Origin of the sequence: Rhizobium sp. RM, from assembly GCF_013390595.1 — a bacterium.
Lineage (GTDB): Bacteria > Pseudomonadota > Alphaproteobacteria > Rhizobiales > Rhizobiaceae > Agrobacterium.
The window spans coordinates 69,713-88,633 of record NZ_JACAWV010000023.1 but is presented as its reverse complement, the minus strand read 5'-3'; the positions used below and the strand labels follow the sequence as shown (position 1 = coordinate 88,633).

The 18,921-nt window shown below is 56.6% G+C and carries 19 protein-coding genes; 15 read left to right on the top strand and 4 right to left on the bottom strand.

The features are described 5' to 3' along the window. The first annotated feature begins 16 nt into the window (after nucleotides 1-16). From HWX89_RS23100 to HWX89_RS23080, 5 genes are all read left to right on the top strand, one after another. Nucleotides 17-877, top strand: coding sequence for a carbohydrate ABC transporter permease (locus tag HWX89_RS23100; protein WP_138792653.1), 861 nt, complete (start codon nucleotides 17-19; stop codon nucleotides 875-877). Next, nucleotides 874-1,710: a carbohydrate ABC transporter permease gene (locus HWX89_RS23095; RefSeq protein WP_138792652.1), complete on the top strand. Its 837-nt coding sequence runs from the start codon at nucleotides 874-876 to the stop codon at nucleotides 1,708-1,710. The genes HWX89_RS23100 and HWX89_RS23095 overlap by 4 nt, the downstream gene beginning before the upstream one ends. A gap of 12 nt (nucleotides 1,711-1,722) precedes the next feature. Next, nucleotides 1,723-2,808 (top strand): ABC transporter ATP-binding protein, encoded by a 1,086-nt coding sequence (locus HWX89_RS23090; RefSeq protein WP_138792651.1) that lies wholly within the window; start codon nucleotides 1,723-1,725, stop codon nucleotides 2,806-2,808. 39 nt (nucleotides 2,809-2,847) lie between these two features. Beyond that, nucleotides 2,848-4,851, top strand: a complete 2,004-nt coding sequence (locus HWX89_RS23085; RefSeq protein WP_138792650.1) for an aldo/keto reductase — start codon at nucleotides 2,848-2,850, stop codon at nucleotides 4,849-4,851. 113 nt (nucleotides 4,852-4,964) lie between these two features. After that, nucleotides 4,965-6,197, top strand: a complete 1,233-nt coding sequence (locus tag HWX89_RS23080; RefSeq protein WP_138792649.1) for a M24 family metallopeptidase — start codon at nucleotides 4,965-4,967, stop codon at nucleotides 6,195-6,197. Between the two features lie 20 nt (nucleotides 6,198-6,217). Here HWX89_RS23080 and HWX89_RS23075 read toward each other — a convergent pair whose 3' ends face one another. The 3 genes from HWX89_RS23075 to HWX89_RS23065 form a co-directional block, all read right to left on the bottom strand. Next, nucleotides 6,218-6,532, bottom strand: coding sequence for a cupin domain-containing protein (locus HWX89_RS23075; RefSeq protein WP_138792648.1), 315 nt, complete (start codon nucleotides 6,530-6,532; stop codon nucleotides 6,218-6,220). Between the two features lie 27 nt (nucleotides 6,533-6,559). After that, nucleotides 6,560-7,303, bottom strand: a complete 744-nt coding sequence (locus tag HWX89_RS23070) for a FadR/GntR family transcriptional regulator (protein ID WP_138792647.1) — start codon at nucleotides 7,301-7,303, stop codon at nucleotides 6,560-6,562. A gap of 139 nt (nucleotides 7,304-7,442) precedes the next feature. After that, complete coding sequence (locus tag HWX89_RS23065) at nucleotides 7,443-8,240, bottom strand: NAD-dependent epimerase/dehydratase family protein (protein WP_138792646.1); 798 nt, start codon at nucleotides 8,238-8,240, stop codon at nucleotides 7,443-7,445. 131 nt (nucleotides 8,241-8,371) lie between these two features. Here HWX89_RS23065 and kduI point away from each other — a divergent pair, with 131 nt between their 5' ends. From kduI to HWX89_RS23025, 8 genes are all read left to right on the top strand, one after another. Then, the gene (kduI, locus tag HWX89_RS23060; protein ID WP_138792645.1) at nucleotides 8,372-9,196 is read left to right on the top strand and encodes a 5-dehydro-4-deoxy-D-glucuronate isomerase; all 825 of its coding nucleotides are present in this window, start codon (nucleotides 8,372-8,374) and stop codon (nucleotides 9,194-9,196) included. Continuing rightward, entirely contained in the window at nucleotides 9,193-9,936 is a 744-nt protein-coding gene (gene kduD / locus HWX89_RS23055; protein ID WP_138792644.1) for a 2-dehydro-3-deoxy-D-gluconate 5-dehydrogenase KduD, read from the top strand. Before kduI ends, kduD begins: the two co-directional genes overlap by 4 nt. A 103-nt stretch (nucleotides 9,937-10,039) precedes the next feature. After that, entirely contained in the window at nucleotides 10,040-10,951 is a 912-nt protein-coding gene (gene kdgD / locus HWX89_RS23050; RefSeq protein WP_138792643.1) for a 5-dehydro-4-deoxyglucarate dehydratase, read from the top strand. A 25-nt stretch (nucleotides 10,952-10,976) separates the two neighbouring features. Continuing rightward, nucleotides 10,977-12,113 carry a mandelate racemase/muconate lactonizing enzyme family protein gene (locus tag HWX89_RS23045; RefSeq protein ID WP_138792642.1) on the top strand — a complete coding sequence of 379 codons (1,137 nt, stop codon included), beginning with the start codon at nucleotides 10,977-10,979 and terminating at the stop codon, nucleotides 12,111-12,113. Next, complete coding sequence (locus HWX89_RS23040) at nucleotides 12,110-12,988, top strand: amidohydrolase family protein (RefSeq protein WP_138792641.1); 879 nt, start codon at nucleotides 12,110-12,112, stop codon at nucleotides 12,986-12,988. The genes HWX89_RS23045 and HWX89_RS23040 overlap by 4 nt, the downstream gene beginning before the upstream one ends. 140 nt (nucleotides 12,989-13,128) lie before the next feature. Continuing rightward, on the top strand, nucleotides 13,129-14,106 hold the full coding sequence (locus HWX89_RS23035; RefSeq protein WP_138792640.1) for a TRAP transporter substrate-binding protein: 978 nt from the start codon (nucleotides 13,129-13,131) through the stop codon (nucleotides 14,104-14,106). A gap of 72 nt (nucleotides 14,107-14,178) precedes the next feature. Further along, nucleotides 14,179-14,700, top strand: a complete 522-nt coding sequence (locus tag HWX89_RS23030) for a TRAP transporter small permease (RefSeq protein WP_138792639.1) — start codon at nucleotides 14,179-14,181, stop codon at nucleotides 14,698-14,700. Beyond that, nucleotides 14,700-15,980 carry a TRAP transporter large permease gene (locus tag HWX89_RS23025; RefSeq protein WP_138792638.1) on the top strand — a complete coding sequence of 427 codons (1,281 nt, stop codon included), beginning with the start codon at nucleotides 14,700-14,702 and terminating at the stop codon, nucleotides 15,978-15,980. Before HWX89_RS23030 ends, HWX89_RS23025 begins: the two co-directional genes overlap by 1 nt. 30 nt (nucleotides 15,981-16,010) lie before the next feature. Here HWX89_RS23025 and HWX89_RS23020 read toward each other — a convergent pair whose 3' ends face one another. Continuing rightward, nucleotides 16,011-16,940 carry a helix-turn-helix domain-containing protein gene (locus tag HWX89_RS23020; protein WP_138792637.1) on the bottom strand — a complete coding sequence of 310 codons (930 nt, stop codon included), beginning with the start codon at nucleotides 16,938-16,940 and terminating at the stop codon, nucleotides 16,011-16,013. Nucleotides 16,941-17,149: 209 nt separating this feature from the next. On the opposite strand from HWX89_RS23020, the gene HWX89_RS23015 reads away from it, so the two are divergent. Then, nucleotides 17,150-18,031 carry a carbohydrate ABC transporter permease gene (locus tag HWX89_RS23015; RefSeq protein ID WP_138792636.1) on the top strand — a complete coding sequence of 294 codons (882 nt, stop codon included), beginning with the start codon at nucleotides 17,150-17,152 and terminating at the stop codon, nucleotides 18,029-18,031. Nucleotides 18,032-18,035: 4 nt separating this feature from the next. After that, nucleotides 18,036-18,920, top strand: coding sequence for a carbohydrate ABC transporter permease (locus HWX89_RS23010; protein WP_138792635.1), 885 nt, complete (start codon nucleotides 18,036-18,038; stop codon nucleotides 18,918-18,920). The last annotated feature ends 1 nt before the right edge of the window (nucleotide 18,921 follow it).

Sequence of the window (18,921 nt, the reverse complement as noted above, 5' to 3'; positions counted from 1 at the left end):
GCAACGGGAGGTCGTCATGCCGTCAAGGAACAGGATCGCTTACGCGTTCCTTGCGCCCTATCTTCTGATCTTCGCAACTTTCTGGCTCTGGCCGATCATCAGTTCGTTTTTGCTGTCGTTCCAGAACACGCGCATCAATCCATGGCGGTTCGCGCCCTCGCTCAACTGGGGGAGGCTCGTTGCCGATCCGGCCTTTTACAATGCTCTCTACAACACACTGATCATACTCGTCATTCAGGTGCCTGTGATGATCGCACTAGCGACGGTCATGGCGGTGCTGCTGAATTCGCCATTGCTGAAAGTGCGTCCACTCTATCGCTTTGCGTTCTTTGCACCTGTCGTCGTCGGTGAGGTTGCCTACGCTGCGGTGTTTCGGCTGATGTTCAGTGCCGATTTCGGTATCGTCAACAAGCTGATCACCTCCGTTGGCCTGTCACCCATCTCCTGGTTCGACAATGCCAACGCTGCCATGGCACTTGTTATTATTGCCGTTACATGGCGCTGGGCAGGTTATAACGCCATAATCATTCTGGCCGGGCTGCAATCCATTCCAGGCGACGTCTACGAGGCAGCCACACTCGATAAGGTCAGCAAGAGACAGCAGTTCTTTCACATTACGCTGCCACTTTTGAAGCCGATCATCCTGTTCTGCGTGGTTCTTTCCGTCATCGGCACAATGCAGCTCTTCGCCGAGCCATTCCTGATCACCAATCGTGGCGGACCAGGCGGCGGTACCGAAACGCTGGGGCTCTTCCTCTACCGACAGGGCTTTACCTCTTTGAATTTCGGCTACGCGTCTGCGATCGCCTACACAATGGCAGCGCTTGCCATCGCCATTTCGCTTCTCAACCTATGGATCGGGAGGGAGCCGAAATGAGATCGAAGTCGAAATCCCTGTTCTGGCAGAAACTCAGTCTGCATGCAGTTCTGACGCCTCTTGCTATTATCTGGCTGTTTCCGCTCTGGATGATGTTCGTGTTTTCAACGATGCCGGACTACGGCATTTTCAGCCCCGATATCGTGCTGGTGCCCTCCACGAACTTCCTCGAGAATTTCAGAAACCTTCAGGCAGATACGAATTTTTTGAGGGCCATGTTCATCTCGATCACCGTCGCGGTGATCTATACGATCCTTTCTGTTTTCCTGACATCAATGGCGGGCTGGGCGTTGGCGCGCTACCGCTTTGCAGGCAAGACGGTTGTCGTCGCAATTATTCTCGGGACAATCACACTGCCCTTCGCCGTTGTCGTCATCCCGCAGTTCATCATGGTGGCGCGCGAGTTCAAGCTCGCCAACACATGGGTGGCATTGATCGTACCGCCTCTGTTCAACTCGCTTGGCGTGCTCTTCATGCGCCAATCCTTCTCCATGATGCCGACTGAGCTTTTCGATGCGGCGCGTGTCGAAGGTGTAAAGGAATGGCAGATATTCCTGCGCGTTGCCCTGCCACTCGCACGGCCCACCATGGCTGCCTTATCGATCATTCTCTTTCTGGCGTCATGGAACAACTACCTCTGGCCGCTCCTCATCAATTCCCGCCCAGGAATGATGACCGCACCCGTGGCTCTTGGCACCCTCATCGGGCTCACCAAGGTTTCATGGGGCGGCATCATGGCGGGGGCTGTCCTGCTCACCGCACCAATCCTCGTGGTGTTCGTCTTTCTGCAACGTCATTTCATCGCCGGCATCTCCGCCGGTGCGGTCAAGTAAGAAGGAGGCCGCATGGCGGAACTTTCGCTCAAAAAGGTCATCAAGCGCTACGGTGCGCTTGAGGTTATCCATGGTGCCGATCTGGAAATCGCGGATGGTGAATTTGTGGTTTTTGTCGGCCCGTCCGGCTGTGGGAAGTCGACGCTGCTGCGCATGATTGCCGGTTTGGAGGATATCTCGGACGGCGATATCAGCATCGCTGGACGGACCGTCAACGATGCTGATCCGGCTGATCGCGGCATTGCCATGGTCTTTCAGTCATATGCGCTTTATCCGCACATGACTGTCAGGGAAAACCTCTCTTTCGGCCTCAGGATGAACGGCAACCCGAAAGCCGATACCGAAAAGCGTGTCGCACGCGCGGCCGAGATTTTGCAAATCAATGAGTTGATGGAACGCCGGCCCAAACAGCTTTCTGGCGGTCAGAGGCAACGTGTGGCGATTGGCAGAGCGATCGTCCGCGAACCGCAGGTCTTTCTTTTTGATGAGCCGTTATCAAACCTCGATGCAGAACTGCGCGTCCAGATGCGGGTGGAAATTTCGCGCCTGCACAAGCAACTCGGCACGACGATGATCTATGTCACCCACGATCAGACGGAAGCCATGACACTGGCCGACAAGATCGTCGTGTTGCGGTCCGGAAATATCGAGCAGGTGGGTGCTCCACTCGATCTTTACGATGATCCCACCAACCGGTTTGTTGCAGGTTTTGTTGGTTCGCCAAAAATGAACTTCCTCGATGCGACAGTCATTGCCAGCGGCATGAATGATGCGACCGTCGCGTTGACGAGCGACCCCACAGTGCGGCTTTCGCTTGCTGTTGAAAGCCCAATCCCCGAGGGGACAAAGGTTGCATTGGGAATTAGGCCCGAACATTTCACCGAAGCCGGTTCTGGCGATGCCGACCTCCCGCTTCATGTCGATGTGGCCGAGCATCTCGGCAATACCAGCTATGTCTATGCCGGTACGGCAGGCGGTGAGCCACTCATCGTTGAACGGCCTGAATCGCGCGACGTTGGCAAGCGCGATCAACTGACCGTGGGCCTGATGGCTCGCAAAACATTTCTTTTCGACAGCAATGGCGCGCGTTTGCGCTGAACTTTCCCAAGAACCATCCAGGAACATACGAGGTTTTTCATGACGACCGACCAACCGATCCGCTGGGGCATTATTGGTCCAGGTACCATCGCGCGGACTTTTGCAGACGGTATAGCGCACTCCACTACGGGTAAGCTTGAGGCAATAGCGACACGCAACCCTGATAAGCCGGGGCTCGCAGAGGCTTTCGCCGGTGCCCGCATCATCAAGGGCTATGAGGCTCTGCTCGTTGATCCGCTGATCGACGCCGTTTATATCGCCACGCCCCATACGGGCCACGCGGAGTGGGCAATCAAGGCAATCAGGGCGGGCAAACATGTCCTTGTCGAAAAGCCGATCGCGCTTTCAGCCTATGATGCGGACGCGATTTTCCACGAGGCGAAAAAGGCCGGCGTCTTTGCAGGTGAGGCCTATATGTACCGCCTGCATCCACAGACTGCCAAATTGGTCGAGTTGATCAGGAAGCGTGCTGTCGGCGACATCCGCATCATCCGCTCGAGCTTCGGCTTCAATATGGGCACCTTCCGACCTGACCACAGGCTTTTTGCCAACGCGATGGCCGGAGGAGGTATCCTCGATGTCGGTGGCTACCCCGTGTCGATGGCAAGACTTGTGGCTGGAGTTGCCGATGGAAAAGCTTTTGCAGAGCCGGATAAGGTTTCTGGCGCGGCTTATCTCGGCCAATCCGGCGTTGATGAATGGGCCTCGGCGGTTTTGAAATTTCCAAATGGCATTGTCGCGGAGGTCTCATGCTCGATCATGGCTTCACAGGATAACGTGCTTCGGATCATCGGGTCTGAGGGGCGCATCGAGGTCAAGGACTTCTGGTTTGCCTCGGGTCATAAGGGTGGCGTTGGCCGGATCGACATCATCAAGGGGTCGGAGACGGAAACCATAGAGGTGCCGGAGGATCGTTGGCTTTATTCATTTGAGGTCGATGCTGCGGGCAAGGCGATCCGTGAGGGCAGGCAGGAGTTTGAAGCCCCCGGCATGACATGGGCGGACACCCTCGGCAATCTCAGGGTCATGGATCAGTGGCGTGCAGCCGTTGGACTTGAATACGGGGTCGAGAAGGCGTCCATGCGGACCACCAATATCGCCGGAGGCAAGGTCGAAGCAGGCAACGCCGTGCCGAAACGCCAGATCCCGGGGATTTCAAAACCGGCTTCCGTCGTCGCGCTCGGATTTGAATTTTTCCCGAATTTTGCATCCGCTTCGCTGACACTCGATGCCTTTTACGAGGCAGGCGGCAATCTTTTTGATACCGCCTACGTCTACGGTGGTGGCAAGACCGAGGCGATCTTTGGCGATTGGCATACGAGCCGGAACGTGCCGCGCGAGGAGATTGTCCTGATCGGCAAAGGCGCCCATTCGCCGCTTTGCTATCCTGACATGATCTCCAAGCAACTTGATCAGTCACTGGAAAGGTTGAAGACGGACTACGTCGATGTTTATTTCATGCATCGCGATAATCTTGAGGTGCCGGTCGGTGAATTCGTCGACGCGATGGACGCCGAGGTAAGGCGTGGACGCATTCGCGGCATCTTCGGTGGCTCGAACTGGACGCGGGAGCGGATGGACGAAGCGGCTGCCTACGCCCAGAAGAATGGCAAGCAGCAGCCGGCCGCACTTTCCAACAACTTTTCACTCGCCGAGATGCTGGACCCGATCTGGGCCGGATGTGTAGCCGCATCCAATGACGACTGGAAAACGTGGCTGAACGCCCGCAACGTTCCCAATTTTGCATGGTCCAGCCAAGGGCGCGGTTTCTTCACGGATCGGGCCGGTCGAGACAAGCGGGACGACGAGGAAATCGTGCGTGTCTGGTATTCGGATCGCAATTTCGAGCGTCGTGACAGGGCAATCGAGCTTGGGCAGGAACTCGGTCGCCTGCCGATCCACATTGCCTTGGCTTATGTGATTGCTCAGCCGTTCCCGGTTATCCCGCTGATTGGCCCACGCACTATTGCCGAGCTGGAGGATAGCCTTTCCGCACTCGACATCAGCCTAACCGAAGATCAGCTCAAACGCCTGGCGGCTTAAAACAATAGGCGGGAGAGCGATCTCCCGCCTTTTTAATATTTCTGATGGCTGCTAAAGCGAAAGCCGGATGAACTCTGCTCGCGCTGCGAGTAGAACAGGCTTGCGGAGGCTTCATGAGCGATATCAACCGGAACCGTGCCGAAACCTTGATGCGCGAAGCCGGGCTTGATGCGCTGGTGCTCTTCCAGCCAGAGGCTTTCCGTTATGCAATTGGTGCCCAGGCTGGTGTCGCAACCATGTGGGGCAGGGCAGGCTCAGCCATTGCACTCGTTCCTTCCGATGCGACCGCCCCTCTCGCAGCCATTGTCAGCGACCATGCTGCTCCATCAGTCCGAAAGGTTGCGCCAAACGTCGACATTCGCAGCCATCGCATCTGGATTGATATCGTCGACTTTTCCGGTGTTGAAGAGTTGGCGCAGATCGATGACGCCTACCGGCGTTCCCACAGTGGTGGCTTTCGGCCTGAGACGTTCGACCGTTCGGCTTGTTTTACGCTGTTACGCGAGGTGCTCAACGAGCGTGGGCTTGCAAAGGGGCGTATCGGGGCTGATCTCGAATTCATGCCAGCGGCTGATTTCGATGCGCTGAAACGTGCTCTGCCCGACGTTGTCTGGGTCGATGGATCAGAAACACTGCGCCGTTTGCGTGTCATAAAATCGTCGGTGGAGATAGAACGTCTGCGGCGGGCGGCGCGTGCGGCAGAAGCGGGTCTCGTCAGCCTGGCAGAGGAAGTCCGCCCAGGTGCGACGCTCTCCAGCCTTTCAGCCGCGTGGAAAGCCGGTGCGCAAGCCTATGCCAGCAAGAACGGATTTTCGTTGAGTGGCCATTGGGATTATATTTCGGTTGGACCTGCCTTGTCTGACATGACGGCAGTTGTCACGCCGGGCGCGCTGATCAAGGCGGATGTCGGAACGCTGGTCGACGGATATTCGTCGGATGGCGCGAGAACCTTCTCCTTCGGTCCGGTCAGCTCTCTTGCCGCGGATGTCTTCGCAGCACTGGAAGATGCATTTGCAGACGGCGTTGATGCGCTGCGCCCAGGCAACAGTTTTGGCGCCGTCCATGCCACAATGCTGACGGCCATGCGGAGCAATGGGTTTGGTGAGTATTTCCGGGGGCATTTCGGCCATTCGGTTGGCGGCGGCGTTGGTATCGAGGAGTGGCCGTTTTTCTCGAGCGACAATGCCGAGATCATCGAACCCGGCATGGTCGTTGCTGTTGAAGCGCCTTTTTACGGCGAAGGGCTGGGTGCCCTGATGATTGAGGATCAATTCCTCATAACGGCCACCGGGGCCGAATGCATGACGAGCCTGCCACGTAGCCTGAGAGATCTTTCTCTGCGCTGAGGCTACGTTTTTATGACGTCTTACAGGAAGTCATCCCGACGCGGGGTGAAGCAGTCAATCAGTTCGCCCTGTTCCAGGCAGAGGCAACCATGCTCGACATTGCCAGGGATAACCAGACTATCGCCCTGCTTCAGCTCGTAGGCTTCGCCATTGCGGAAAAACCGGAAGCGACCGCTGGCAACATAGGTGGACTGAACATGGGGATGGCTGTGCAACTTGCCTTCGGCGTCCTTTTCAAAACGAAACGAAACGACCATCAATTCGGCCGCTTCCGAGAGTACGGTTCGCTGGACACCCTGATCCGGGGACACCGTCGGGAAGGCGGGAAGCTGCATATTCATTCTCCTCTATAGAAATGCTGATCAAATCGAACGCGGTGTTCGCAGCATGGCGCGATACCGCATCTGGCTGTTTTTCAGATGAAGGCGCATTGCTGCGCGGGCCGCTTCCTCATCGCCATCCTGAATGGCGATCAGGATAGCTTCATGTTCGCCAACGAGGCGTTCGAGGTCCTCAGGTGACAGCACCTTTTCGGCGCCGTCTTTGGAGACGGCGCGGCGCGGAATTAGTGTCGCTCCGAGGACTTCGAGGAACTCGCTGAAGCGGGGGTTATTGGCTGCATTCGCGATGGCAAGATGAAAGGCAAAGTCTGCCTCTGCTGTCGGCGATCCTTTTGCGGCGCTGCTGCGAAAGGCGTCAAAAGCCTCGATGATCTTCTCTTCCTGCGCGGGAGAACGGCGAACTGCGGCAAGACCTGCAGCATCACCTTCCACGGCTGTCCGCAGTTCCAGCATTTCAATCAACGATGAGACACGAGCGAGGTCCACATTGTCGAACGGGCGGCGTTCGGCAGCTGGCGGCTCCAGCACAAAAACTCCGGCACCCTGACGGGGCTCAACAAGACCATCAGACCGCAAGGCGGCGATGGCCTCACGGACGACGGTCCGGCTGACGCCAAACTCCTGCGTCAATTGTGCCTCGGACGGCAGGCGGTCACCGGTTTTGTAACGGCCTTTGACAATCTGGCTGCGCAGTTCGTCCGACACCTTCACCACAAGGGTCCTGCCTTGCGGTGCTACTGGTTCGGATACGATCGCTTTTGTCATGGTCAGGGCCGTTTCATGGAGGAACAGGGTTCGTTGAAGCCTTCGGATACGCCAATCGCGCCACGACGCGCAATCTTCAGTCGCTGCAAATTTTACTCAAGTCTTCGTTCCGATGCCGCAGACGCGTGTGGTCATGGTTTCAATTCTCGGTAAAAATCGGATTGTCGATAAATACGCCGCCCTGAAACCGTGCCACAGCGTCCGTTGCAGCCGGTCTGGGTACAGTTGCATCGATGTGCTGTCTAAAGCTTTCCGCATTGTCTTTCGGTTTCCATCCGAGATAACCGACATGCGAATTGTCCCACCAGCTGGCGTCATTGGCGGATGCGCCCCAGATGACAGGGCAGCCGAGAATGGGTGCGCGATACACGGCTTCGATCAGCGACGTAAAATCATCGTGTGAAAACCAGCTCGATAACATCCGGTGATTTGCCGGTTCGGGTGTGCACGAACCGATCCGCACCAGTGCGGTCTCCTGGCCGAATTTTTCGAAGTACATGCGCGCCAGCGCCTCGCCGAAGCATTTGGAAACACCATAGAGCCCGTCAGGGCGAAACGGAACGTCGTGTGTCAGCCGCTCGGTCTGCGCGTAGTAGCCAATCGTATGATTGGAACTTGCAAACACGATACGAGGCTGTCCGTGCGCCCGTGCAGCTTCATAAAGATTGTAAAGGCCAATGATGTTGCCCTGAAGGATCTGTTCGAAGGGGCGCTCCACCGAAACGCCACCGAAATGGATGATGCCGTCGCAACCAGCCACCATGTCCTTGACCGCGGCCGCATCGGAAAGGTCACATTGAACACATTCCTCATTCAGGCCCGGCTTTTCCAGAGGTGCGATGTCGGCAACCCGGATGACGTCGGCAAGATGTGCGAGGCGCTGTCGCATAACCTGGCCAAGCTGACCTGCCGCTCCGGTAACAAGAAGCCGTTTCATTGCAATTTTCCTCCAGCAAACAGGATGCGGTCATTCGGTCCAGTGGGCCTATTGACCTTGTCATATATATCGTACAATAAGTGGATAACATATATTATGTGTTTCTTGCAACAACCCCAAGGAGGAGTTTCATGCTAACCGTCGAAACGCGGCAGGCCGTCAATCCAGAGTTTGCCAAAACGCTCGATACGGAAGGGCTTCGCAAGCATTTCCTCGCAAATGACATGTTCCGCTCGGGCGAAATCCGGCTTATTTATACCCATTACGACCGCTTCGTTATGGGTGGCGCGGTGCCAGATGGTGCGTCGCTGACATTGGATAAGGTCGAAGAAACGAAGACCCCGTCATTCCTGGATCGGCGCGAAATGGGTATCGTCAACGTTGGCGAGACCGGAACCGTGAGTGCTGGCGGTGAAACCTACACCTTGCACCGCGGTGATGTCCTTTATCTTGGTGCAGGCTCCGGTGCCGTAACATTTGCTGGCCAAGGTCGCTTCTACATCACGTCATGCCCGGCCCACCGCAGTCTTCCGGCCAAGCTCGTCACCATTGCTGACAGCAAGGAAGTCAAACTGGGTGCGGTCGAAACATCGAATAAGCGTACAATCAACCAGTTCATCCACCCGCTCGTCATGGAAAGCTGCCAGCTCGTGCTGGGATACACAATGCTTGAAGAGGGCTCGGTCTGGAATACGATCCCTTCGCACGTGCATGATCGCCGCATGGAGGCCTACCTCTATTTCGGCATGGATGAGAAGTCTCGCGTGCTGCATCTGATGGGCGAGCCGCAGGAGACGAGGCACCTCTTCATCTCCAACGAAGAAGGTGCGATTTCGCCGCCTTGGTCCATTCATTCCGGCGCGGGCATTGGCTCCTACACGTTCATCTGGGCCATGGCCGGCGATAACGTCGACTATACCGACATGGACTTCATTCAGCCAGGGGACCTGAAATGACAAATACCTTTTCGCTTCAAGGGCGTAAGGCGCTTGTAACAGGTGCAAACACCGGTCTTGGGCAAGCGATAGCGATCGGATTGGCGGCTGCCGGTGCGGAGGTGGTCTGCGCTGCGCGCCGTGCGCCCGACGAGACGCTCGAGATCATTGCCAAAGAGGGCGGTAAGGCGAGCGCGCTCCTCATTGACTTCGCTGACCCGCTTGCGGCGAAGGATGTCTTTGAAGGCGCTGGTTTCGATATCCTGATCAACAATGCTGGCATCATCCGGCGTGCCGATTCGGTCGAATATTCGGAGGCGGATTGGGATGACGTGATGGACGTCAATCTCAAGGCGTTGTTCTTCACGACCCAGGCCTTCGCAAAGGAACTTCTGGCATCGGAGAAAACCGGCAAGGTGGTCAATATTGCCTCGCTCCTGTCGTTCCAGGGTGGCATCCGTGTTCCAGCCTATACGGCTGCCAAACATGGTGTCGCCGGTTTGACCAAGCTCCTTGCAAACGAATGGGCGGGCAAGGGCATCAACGTCAATGCCATCGCGCCAGGTTACATCGAAACGAACAATACCGAAGCCCTGCGTGCCGATGCTGCGCGTAGCAAGGCCATTCTCGAGCGTATCCCTGCCAACCGGTGGGGTCGTCCCGAAGATATCGCCGGTGCGGCTGTGTTCCTGTCCTCGCCGGCTGCGAACTACATTCACGGCGCAATTCTCAATGTCGACGGAGGCTGGTTGGCGCGTTGATGCGCCAACAAAAAATTCATCATATAAGTTGTATGATGAGTTGTTGACAAAGGTAGGGTAGGCTGCTTAATTGCGGCGAGTGGATTTACAAAGGACTTCTGAAATGACCCCTGAACAGATCAAGGCCGCGCTGGGCTCCGGCCTCCTCTCTTTCCCTGTAACGCACTTCGATGCTGAAGGCCGTTTTGCCGGGGATAGCTACAGGGCGCATGTCGAATGGCTTGCGGGCTACAAGGCGCCGGTGCTTTTTGCTGCCGGCGGCACGGGCGAATTTTTCTCGCTGAAGCCCAGCGAAATTCCTGGCATCGTTTCGGCTGCAAAAGAAGTGTCAGGCGAAACGGCGATCGTTTCGGGTTGCGGCTACGGCACGGACATCGCAATTGATATTGCTCAGTCGGTCCAGAAGGTCGGTGCAGATGGCATCCTGCTTCTGCCACATTACCTCATCGATGCGCCGCAGGAAGGTCTTTACGCTCACATCAAGAAGATCTGCCAGTCGATCGATATCGGCGTCATGGTTTATAACCGCGACAACTCGGTGCTGCAGGCAGATACACTTGCCCGCCTTTGCGATGAATGCCCGAACCTGATCGGTTTCAAGGACGGTACCGGCGATATCGGCCTGGTCCGCCAGATCACCGCAAAAATGGGTGATCGTCTGATGTATCTCGGCGGCATGCCAACGGCTGAACTGTTTGCCGAAGCCTATCTTGGTGCTGGTTTCACCACCTATTCCTCGGCTGTCTTCAACTTCGTTCCGGGTCTTGCCAACGAGTTCTACGCGGCACTTCGCGCCGGCGACCGTGCGACGTGCGAGCGTATCCTCGTTGACTTCTTCTATCCTTTCATGGCGATCCGCAATCGCGCCAAGGGTTATGCCGTTTCCGCCATCAAGGCAGGTGTGCGCCTGCAAGGCTTCAATGCCGGGCCAGTGCGCTCGCCGCTCAAGGATCTGACGGAAGAAGAGGTCGGCATGCTCGACAAGTTGATCGGCGCGCACAAGCGCAAGGCCTGATAGGGGTGAAAGGGGAGGAGAGCCCATGAAGATCACCGCTGTCCGTACGCATTTGCTCGAACACCGCCTGGATACGCCTTTCGAAAGCGCATCCATGCGGTTCGATCGGCGGGCCCATGTCCTGGTGGAAATCGAATGCGACGACGGAACCGTCGGCTGGGGCGAATGCCTCGGTCCGGCGCGTCCGAATGCGGCCACCGTCGCAGCCTACTCCGGCTGGCTGATCGGCAAGGATCCGCGTGAGACAGAAAAGATCTGGGCAATCCTCTACAATGCCCTACGTGATCAGGGGCAGCGCGGTCTGACTTTGACTGCGCTGTCCGGTATCGACATCGCGCTTTGGGATATCAAAGGCAAACATTACGGTGCGTCCGTTTCGATGCTGCTTGGCGGTCGCTGGCGTGAAAGTGTAAAGGCCTACGCGACCGGAAGCTTCAAGCGCGATGGTGTCGACCGCGTTTCTGACAACGCGGCCGAAATGGCCGAACGCCGCAAACAGGGGTTTCATGCCTGCAAGATCAAGATCGGTTTCGGTCTTGAAGAAGATCTGGCGGTGATCAAGGCTGTGCGCGAAGCAATCGGTCCCGATATGCGTCTGATGATCGACGGCAATCACGGTTATACGGTTCAGGAAGCCATCACGGTCGGCAACCGGGCAGCGGAATATGGCATTGACTGGTTTGAAGAGCCGGTCGTTCCCGAGCAGCTCGATGCCTATGCTCGCGTTCGCGCCGGACAGCCAATTCCGGTTGCAGGCGGCGAGACGTGGCATTCCCGCTACGGCATGTGGCAGGCTCTTTCGAGCGGCGCCGTCGATATTCTGCAGCCTGATCTTTGCGGATGTGGCGGTTTTTCCGAGACGCAGAAAATAGCGACACTTGCGACACTGCACGGTGTGCGTATCGTGCCGCACGTCTGGGGCACGGGCGTGCAGATTGCGGCCGCATTGCAATTCATGGCAGCCATGACGCCGGACCCGGTTCGCGTTAACCCGATCGAACCGATCATGGAATTCGATCGCACACATAATCCTTTCCGGCAGGCGATCCTGAAGACGCCAATTGAGGCTGTGGACGGTGTTGTCGCCATCCCGAATGCGCCTGGCCTCGGCATTGAGATCAATCGCGAGGCACTTCAACAGTTCAGGATGCCTGACGCATGAGCGCTCTCGAACGCAAACTCTCTGGCGTTGCACCGTCCCCTGCCTTTCCGAGGGGGGCGGTCGACGCACAGATGCATATGTATCTTCCCGGATATCCGGCGCTTGCCGGCGGTCCAGGCCTCCCGCCGGGCGCGTTACCGCAGCCGGACGATTATCGCAAGCTGATGACATGGCTCGGTGTTGACCGGGTGATTATCACGCAGGGCAACGCCCATCAGCGCAACAACGACAACACTCTGGCTTGCGTTGCGGCTATGGGGGATGTTGCACGGGGCGTGGTGATCATCGATGACACGACGACGGATGCCGATATCGAGCGTCTTTCGGCTGCCGGCGCAGTTGGTGCCCGGATCATGGATTTGCCGGGAGGAGCGGTAGATCTTTCCTATCTGGAAACCGTCGATGCACGGGCGGTTTCGGCAGACTGGATGATTGCGATCCAGTTCGACGGCAACAATCTTCTCGAACATCTGCCGCGGCTGGAGAATGTGCGTGCACGTTGGGTGTTCGATCACCATGGCAAATTCTTCAAGGGGATCGACCCGGATGGCCCGGAGGTTGCAGCGCTTCTGAAGCTGATCGACCGCGGAAATGTCTGGTTCAAGTTCGCCGGCGTTTACGAGAGCGCACGCCAGGCCTGGCCCTATGACGATGTCGCCGCGTTTTCGCGCCGGATCGCCCGCCACGCACCAGAGCGGATCGTCTGGGGGACCAACTGGCCACATAATTCGATCAGGGAGACGACGCTCTATCCTGATGACGCGCGCTTGGCAGATCTCGTCCTCGGATGGCTGCCGGATGAAAAGGCGCGACATCTGGCACTGGTGGAGAACCCGGAAGCGTTGTTCAAGTTGCCGCCGTTTTCGGCGGTTTGATGGATTTTGATACCGGTGGAAGGGGAATGGCTTCCACCGGCGAATTTTTATGAAAGGTATTGCATACCGGCCCGGACGGGCGGGAAAATTCGGTCACTGACCCTGGGGAGGGTCTGGCCGTACAACGGAGGAGGAAGAAAATGAAAAAGATAGCAGGCATGCTTTGTGTCGCCATGGGGATGGCGCTTTCCAGCATTTCGGCACAGGCGCAGGAAATTACCTTGCGCTCCGCCGACATTCACCCTGACGGTTATCCAACAGTCGAAGCGGTGAAATACATGGGTGAGCTCCTCGCCGAGCGATCCAAGGGACGCATCAAGGTTCAGGTCATGAACAACTCCGTCCTTGGTGGTGAAAAGGACACGATCGAACAGACCCGTTTCGGCGTCATCGATATGAACCGCGTTAACGCAGCGCCCTTCAACAACCTGGTCAAGGAAACAACCGTCCTCGGTCTGCCGTTCCTGTTCCGCTCGACCGAGCACATGCACAACACAGTGGATGGTCCGATCGGTGACGAGGTCCTTGCAGCGTTCGAACCGCATGGCCTTATCGGTCTTGCGTTTTATGATTCCGGTGCGCGCTCGTTCTACACCACGAAAAAGCCGATCGAGAAACTGGCAGACCTCAAGGGCCTGAAAATCCGGGTCCAGCAGTCAGACCTCTGGATCTCGATGATGCAGGCTTTTGGTGCCAACCCGACGCCGATGCCGATGGGTGAGGTTTATTCTTCGCTTGAGACAGGTGTCGTCGACGGTGCTGAAAACAACTGGCCGTCCTACGAGTCCGCGCGTCACTACGAAGTCGCCAAGAATTACACTCTGACGGAACATTCGCTTAATCCGGAAATTCTCGTCATCTCCAAGGTCACCTGGGACAAGCTGACGCCTGAAGACCAGTCGCTTGTTCGTCAGGCTGCCAAGGATTCTGTCGGCAAAATGCGCGAATTGTGGAGCGCCCGCGAAAAAGCGTCCGAGGAGAAGGTTCGTGCCGGTGGCGCCAACGTCATCAAGGTGAACAAGGAGGAGTTCGCCGCCGCGATGGCGCCGGTCTACGACAAGTTCGTCACCGATCCGAAGATGAAAGATCTTCTGGAACGCGTCAAAGCGGTCAAGTGATCACAGAAAAGCCGGCTCTGGGGACAGGGCCGGTTTTTTCTTGGCGTGCCTCAATAGAGGAGGAAAAACACAATGCGACATTTTATGAGGGCGATACGCCCGGTGCTTGGTGTCCTTAGCCGAGCATCCCTTTATATTGCCGGGATCGGCATGATCGCCATGACGCTGATCGTCGGATGGCAGGTCTTTGCTCGTTACATCCTGAATGACTCTCCAAGCTGGTCCGAACCGCTCTCCCTGCATCTGATGTCATGGTTCATCATGCTGGGTGCCGCTGTAGGCGTTCGTGAGAGCGTCCATCTGGGGCTGGATATCGTGCGGTATCTGATGCCGCCACGCGTGCAGGTCGGTATGGACATGACAAGCCTTGCGCTGATCTTCTTTTTTGGCGTCGGCATGGCGTGGTACGGCACGTCGCTTTCCATGGGGACCTGGACGGCGACGATCCCGGTTCTGGGCTGGCCGGGAGGAGTTGATTTCTTCCCCCTGATTGGCGGTGGCTTCCTGATTGCGCTATTTGCGGCAGAACGTTTCGTCGATCTCGCCATCGGTGAAGATATTGCAGCTGACGTTCTCGTGCAGGAGGCGGCATAATGGCCTACGCTATCCTTTTCGGTGTCTTCACTTTGCTGATGCTGATCGGCACTCCGATCGCATTTTGCCTGGGTATCGCCTCCTTTGCCACGGTCCTATATCTCGGGCTGCCACCCATCGTGGTGTTCCAGCAGATGAATTCCGGGATGAATGTCTTTGCCATGATGGCGATCCCGTTTTTCATCTTCGCAGGCGACCTAATGGTTCGTGGCGGTATCGCCCACCGGCTGATCCGGTTTGCAGCCGGGCTCGTCGGCCATCTTCGAGGTGGACTTGGACAGGTCAACATCGTGGCCTCGACGCTTTTTGGCGGGATCTCGGGATCAGCCGTTGCCGACGCATCGGCCGTTGGTGGGTTGATGATCCCGCAAATGGCCAAGCGCGGTTACGATCGCGACTATGCCGTCAACGTCACTGTTAACGCCGCCATCATTGCCTTGATGATCCCGCCATCCCACAACATGATCCTCTATTCGATTGCCGCGGGCGGTAACGTCTCCGTTGCCGATCTTTTCACGGCAGGCATCGTTCCAGGACTTCTCCTGGCGTTGGCGCTCATGGTCACGGCTTATATCGTTGCGCGTCGCAAGGGGTATCCGTCTGAGCCGTTCCCGGGCTTTTCGAAGCTGATGTATTATCTCCTGGCATCTTTCCCAGGAATTCTTCTGATTGGCATCATCTTCGGTGGTGTACGCTCCGGCGTCTTCACTGCGACGGAAAGCTCATGCATTGCCGTGCTTTATGCTTTTCTCGTCGCGATGCTTGTGTATCGGGAGCTGGACTGGCACGGTTTTGTCGAAGCCGTCATGGGCGCCGTGCGCACAACTGCAATGGTGTTGCTTGTCATCGGCACGGCTGCATCCTTCGGCTGGCTGATGGCGTTCCTCCAGGTGCAGACGCTGATGATTGCGGCAATCAGTGCGATCTCCGACAATCCGATCATCGTTCTCCTGGTCATAAACGTGATCCTGCTTCTGCTGGGAACGTTCATGGACATGGCACCGATGGTGATTATTTCGACACCGGTTCTATTGCCGGTCGTCAAAGCCTTCGGCATTGACCCGGTTCATTTCGGCGTCGTCATGATCCTGAACGCCGGTATCGGTCTCAACACACCGCCCGTTGGGACGGTTCTGTTCGTCGGATGTGCCGTGGGGGGCATTTCAATCCGCGAGGCGATGCGCACCATCTGGCCGTTCTTCGGGGCAAGCGTCGCGGTTCTTCTTGCCGTCACCTATATCCCCGCGCTTTCGCTCTGGCTTCCCTCACTTTTCCGGTAAGCCATTATCGACTTCAAATCAGAAGCCTCGCTAAACCAGCGGGGCTTTTTCAGTTTGTTGGGCCAGCGCTTCCTGTTGTTCGCGCTCGTCGAGTTGCAAAAGGTTACCGTGCCTGCTTCGTCTGATCTTGTTCATATGGTCGCGTGGGCTGAGCCCAAGTGTTCTCTTGAACATACGTGAAAAATAATAGGGATCGGTGTAGCCGACCTCCACTCCCGCCGAAGCAACTGAAAGCCCCGCTTCGAGGAAATGCATGGCACGTTCCATACGTTTGAACTCCTGATATTTTCTCGGCGTCCTCCCGACGCGCTTCTGGAATTCCCGCAGGAAATAGTCCCGATTGTACGGCGCAGCCTCGGTCGCAGTTAAAGCGATGTCCGGATCGAGCGGGTTGGCCGAGATCATCGTGACAGCTTTCATGACGGCGAGATCAAGTGCTTCCGCCCCTTCCGGCTGAAAGCTCGGGCGGTCGATCCAGCCGAGGAACGCATCATCGATGAATGCGATCAACAGCACCATGAAGAGATGGTGCTGGAGAAGGGTGACGGAGGACGGCGGTGCGCTTTGGCGATAATGGCGGGCAAGTGGTTCGAGCAACGGCCAGCGACTGAGGTGAAACTTTGGCTTCAGATCCATCTGCGCGATCAGGTTGTGCCGGCCATAAATGTCCAGCGTGAAATGCTGGGCGATACCCCGATAGGTCGTCGTCTTCTCATTCCAGCCGACAAAACGTTGTCCCCTGGAAATCAACATGGCGTCACCTGGCTCGAGCACACGCGGCTCACCGTCCACCAGATAGTGTCCCTGTCCTTCAAGGCAGATGATGAGGTCATCGACCTGATTGGACTTGTCGATTTGCCAGGTACGTGAATGTTCCATCTTGATCGTGGCACGCGTCAGGTTGAGCGTGAGAGCGGCAGGCGGAATGGTGGATAGAATTCCACCTTCGATTTCGTCCATCTTTTTCCTCCTCTTTGTTAATTCACCTTCCTAGCGAATTTTGGTTTTTATACAACATAAACCGCCTATCAGCGCTGCATCGATCCGGGAGGAGATGGAGTGCGGCGAACCGCGCATTGGCATGTGCTTCGCTGGCCGCTTCGGGAGAATCACTTGTACGAAATTGTATTCAGGAATACGTGCCTCTTCGAGGCGCGGGGGGGAGCGTTATGAAATCTCAACGCCTACTGGGGCTGGGGTATCTCGCGCCTTATATCATCGGACTGCTGGTCTTTACCGCAATTCCGTTTCTCGGCTCCCTCTACCTCAGCTTCACGCGCTACGATCTGATGAGCGACCCAACATGGGCGGGGCTTGCGAATTACGAGCGCCTGTTTACCCGTGACCGCACCTTCATAAAGTCGTTGAACGTGACATTGTTCTACGTCTTTCTGACCGTGCCGCTCAAGCTTGCCTTCGCGCTCTTCATTGCCGCGATACTCAATTACAGATTGCAGTTCATCAATTTCTTCCGCACGGCCTTCTACGTTCCGTCGATCCTCGGCGGCTCGATCGCGATTGCCGTGTTGTGGCGCTACATGTTTGCCTCAGAAGGGCTCGTCAACATGGCGCTGGGTTATGTCGGACTGGGTCCGGTCGACTGGTTCGGTGACCCGACAAACGCGCTCTTTACCATCACGCTTCTGCGTTGCTGGCAGTTCGGCTCGGCAATGGTGATCTTTTTGGCGGCGCTGCAATCCATCGACAAGTCGCTCTATGAGGCGGCGGCGATCGACGGTGCCGGGAAGGTCAGGACATTCATCTTCATAACCTTGCCTCTTCTGACGCCGGTGATCTTCTTCAACCTCATCATGCAGATGGTTCAGGCGTTCCAGGAGTTCAACGGGCCCTACATCATCACCCAGGGCGGACCCTTGAAGTCGACTTATCTTCTACCCCTCTACATCTATGACGAGGCGTTCAAGAAGTTCAACATGGGCTATGCCTCTGCCATCGCATGGGTCCTTTTCACCATCATCACCGTGCTGACCCTCGTTGCCTTCTGGTCTTCGAAGAAGTGGGTCTATTACGCCGGCGACAAGCGGAACTGATCTCATGACGGATGTTTTAACCCTCAACGAAGTCCAGGCCGCCCGCCGCGCAAAGCTGAACCTGATTTCCACCAGCATTCGCTATGTGCTGTTGTTTGCGGTCGGACTTTTGATGCTCTACCCGCTCATCTGGCTGGTGGGAGCAAGCTTCAAGACCAATTCGGAGATCTTCTCCGGAGCCGGCTTCATCCCTGAAAATCCGACCCTCGAGGGTTATATCCGTGGCTGGGAAACCTCGACGCCCTATACGTTCGGCAGGTTCTTCTGGAACTCGTTCCTGATCATCTTGCCGAAGGTTATCGGAACGGCGATTTCGTGCACGATGGCAGCATATGCTTTCGCCCGTTTCGATTTTCCATTGAAGAAGATCCTGTTCGGCTCGGTCATCGCCATTCTGCTTCTGCCGAATGTCGTCACACGTATCCCGCAATATATCCTCTTCCGCGATCTCGGCTGGCTGGACAGTTTCCTTCCGCTTTGGGTTCCCTCGGCAATGGCCGGTGACGCGTTCTTTGTCTTCATGCTGGTGCAATTTCTTCGTTCTCTCCCGTCCGACATGGAAGAGGCGGCTCGCGTGGACGGAGCAAACAGTCTGCAGACCCTCGTCTACATTGTCGTACCAATGCTGGCGCCGGCGCTGATTTCAGTATGTCTGTTCCAGTTTATGTGGACGATGAACGACTTCCTGGGGCCGCTGATCTACCTGTCTTCGGTCGACAAATATCCGGTGAGCCTCGCGCTCAAACTCTCCATCGATACCACCGAGGCGTTCGAATGGAACCGCATCCTGGCGATGTCGGTCCTGACGATCGCACCTGCGCTGATCGTCTTCTTCGCAGCCCAACGGTATTTCATTGAAGGGATCTCGTCTGGCGGGGTCAAAGGTTAAA

Excerpts from the sequence above, each read along its gene's own strand:
- HWX89_RS23035 (WP_138792640.1), top strand. The coding sequence starts at position 13,129 with ATGAAAAAGATAGCAGGCATGCTTTGTGTCGCCATGGGGATGGCGCTT.
- HWX89_RS23030 (WP_138792639.1), top strand. The coding sequence starts at position 14,179 with ATGCGACATTTTATGAGGGCGATACGCCCGGTGCTTGGTGTCCTTAGC.
- HWX89_RS23080 (WP_138792649.1), top strand. The coding sequence starts at position 4,965 with ATGAGCGATATCAACCGGAACCGTGCCGAAACCTTGATGCGCGAAGCC.
- HWX89_RS23100 (WP_138792653.1), top strand. The coding sequence starts at position 17 with ATGCCGTCAAGGAACAGGATCGCTTACGCGTTCCTTGCGCCCTATCTT.
- HWX89_RS23075 (WP_138792648.1), bottom strand. The coding sequence starts at position 6,532 with ATGCAGCTTCCCGCCTTCCCGACGGTGTCCCCGGATCAGGGTGTCCAG.
- kduI (WP_138792645.1), top strand. The coding sequence starts at position 8,372 with ATGCTAACCGTCGAAACGCGGCAGGCCGTCAATCCAGAGTTTGCCAAA.
- HWX89_RS23070 (WP_138792647.1), bottom strand. The coding sequence starts at position 7,303 with ATGACAAAAGCGATCGTATCCGAACCAGTAGCACCGCAAGGCAGGACC.
- HWX89_RS23020 (WP_138792637.1), bottom strand. The coding sequence starts at position 16,940 with ATGGACGAAATCGAAGGTGGAATTCTATCCACCATTCCGCCTGCCGCT.
- HWX89_RS23025 (WP_138792638.1), top strand. The coding sequence starts at position 14,700 with ATGGCCTACGCTATCCTTTTCGGTGTCTTCACTTTGCTGATGCTGATC.
- HWX89_RS23085 (WP_138792650.1), top strand. The coding sequence starts at position 2,848 with ATGACGACCGACCAACCGATCCGCTGGGGCATTATTGGTCCAGGTACC.
- HWX89_RS23095 (WP_138792652.1), top strand. The coding sequence starts at position 874 with ATGAGATCGAAGTCGAAATCCCTGTTCTGGCAGAAACTCAGTCTGCAT.
- kduD (WP_138792644.1), top strand. The coding sequence starts at position 9,193 with ATGACAAATACCTTTTCGCTTCAAGGGCGTAAGGCGCTTGTAACAGGT.
- HWX89_RS23045 (WP_138792642.1), top strand. The coding sequence starts at position 10,977 with ATGAAGATCACCGCTGTCCGTACGCATTTGCTCGAACACCGCCTGGAT.
- HWX89_RS23010 (WP_138792635.1), top strand. The coding sequence starts at position 18,036 with ATGACGGATGTTTTAACCCTCAACGAAGTCCAGGCCGCCCGCCGCGCA.
- HWX89_RS23040 (WP_138792641.1), top strand. The coding sequence starts at position 12,110 with ATGAGCGCTCTCGAACGCAAACTCTCTGGCGTTGCACCGTCCCCTGCC.
- HWX89_RS23065 (WP_138792646.1), bottom strand. The coding sequence starts at position 8,240 with ATGAAACGGCTTCTTGTTACCGGAGCGGCAGGTCAGCTTGGCCAGGTT.
- HWX89_RS23090 (WP_138792651.1), top strand. The coding sequence starts at position 1,723 with ATGGCGGAACTTTCGCTCAAAAAGGTCATCAAGCGCTACGGTGCGCTT.
- kdgD (WP_138792643.1), top strand. The coding sequence starts at position 10,040 with ATGACCCCTGAACAGATCAAGGCCGCGCTGGGCTCCGGCCTCCTCTCT.
- HWX89_RS23015 (WP_138792636.1), top strand. The coding sequence starts at position 17,150 with ATGAAATCTCAACGCCTACTGGGGCTGGGGTATCTCGCGCCTTATATC.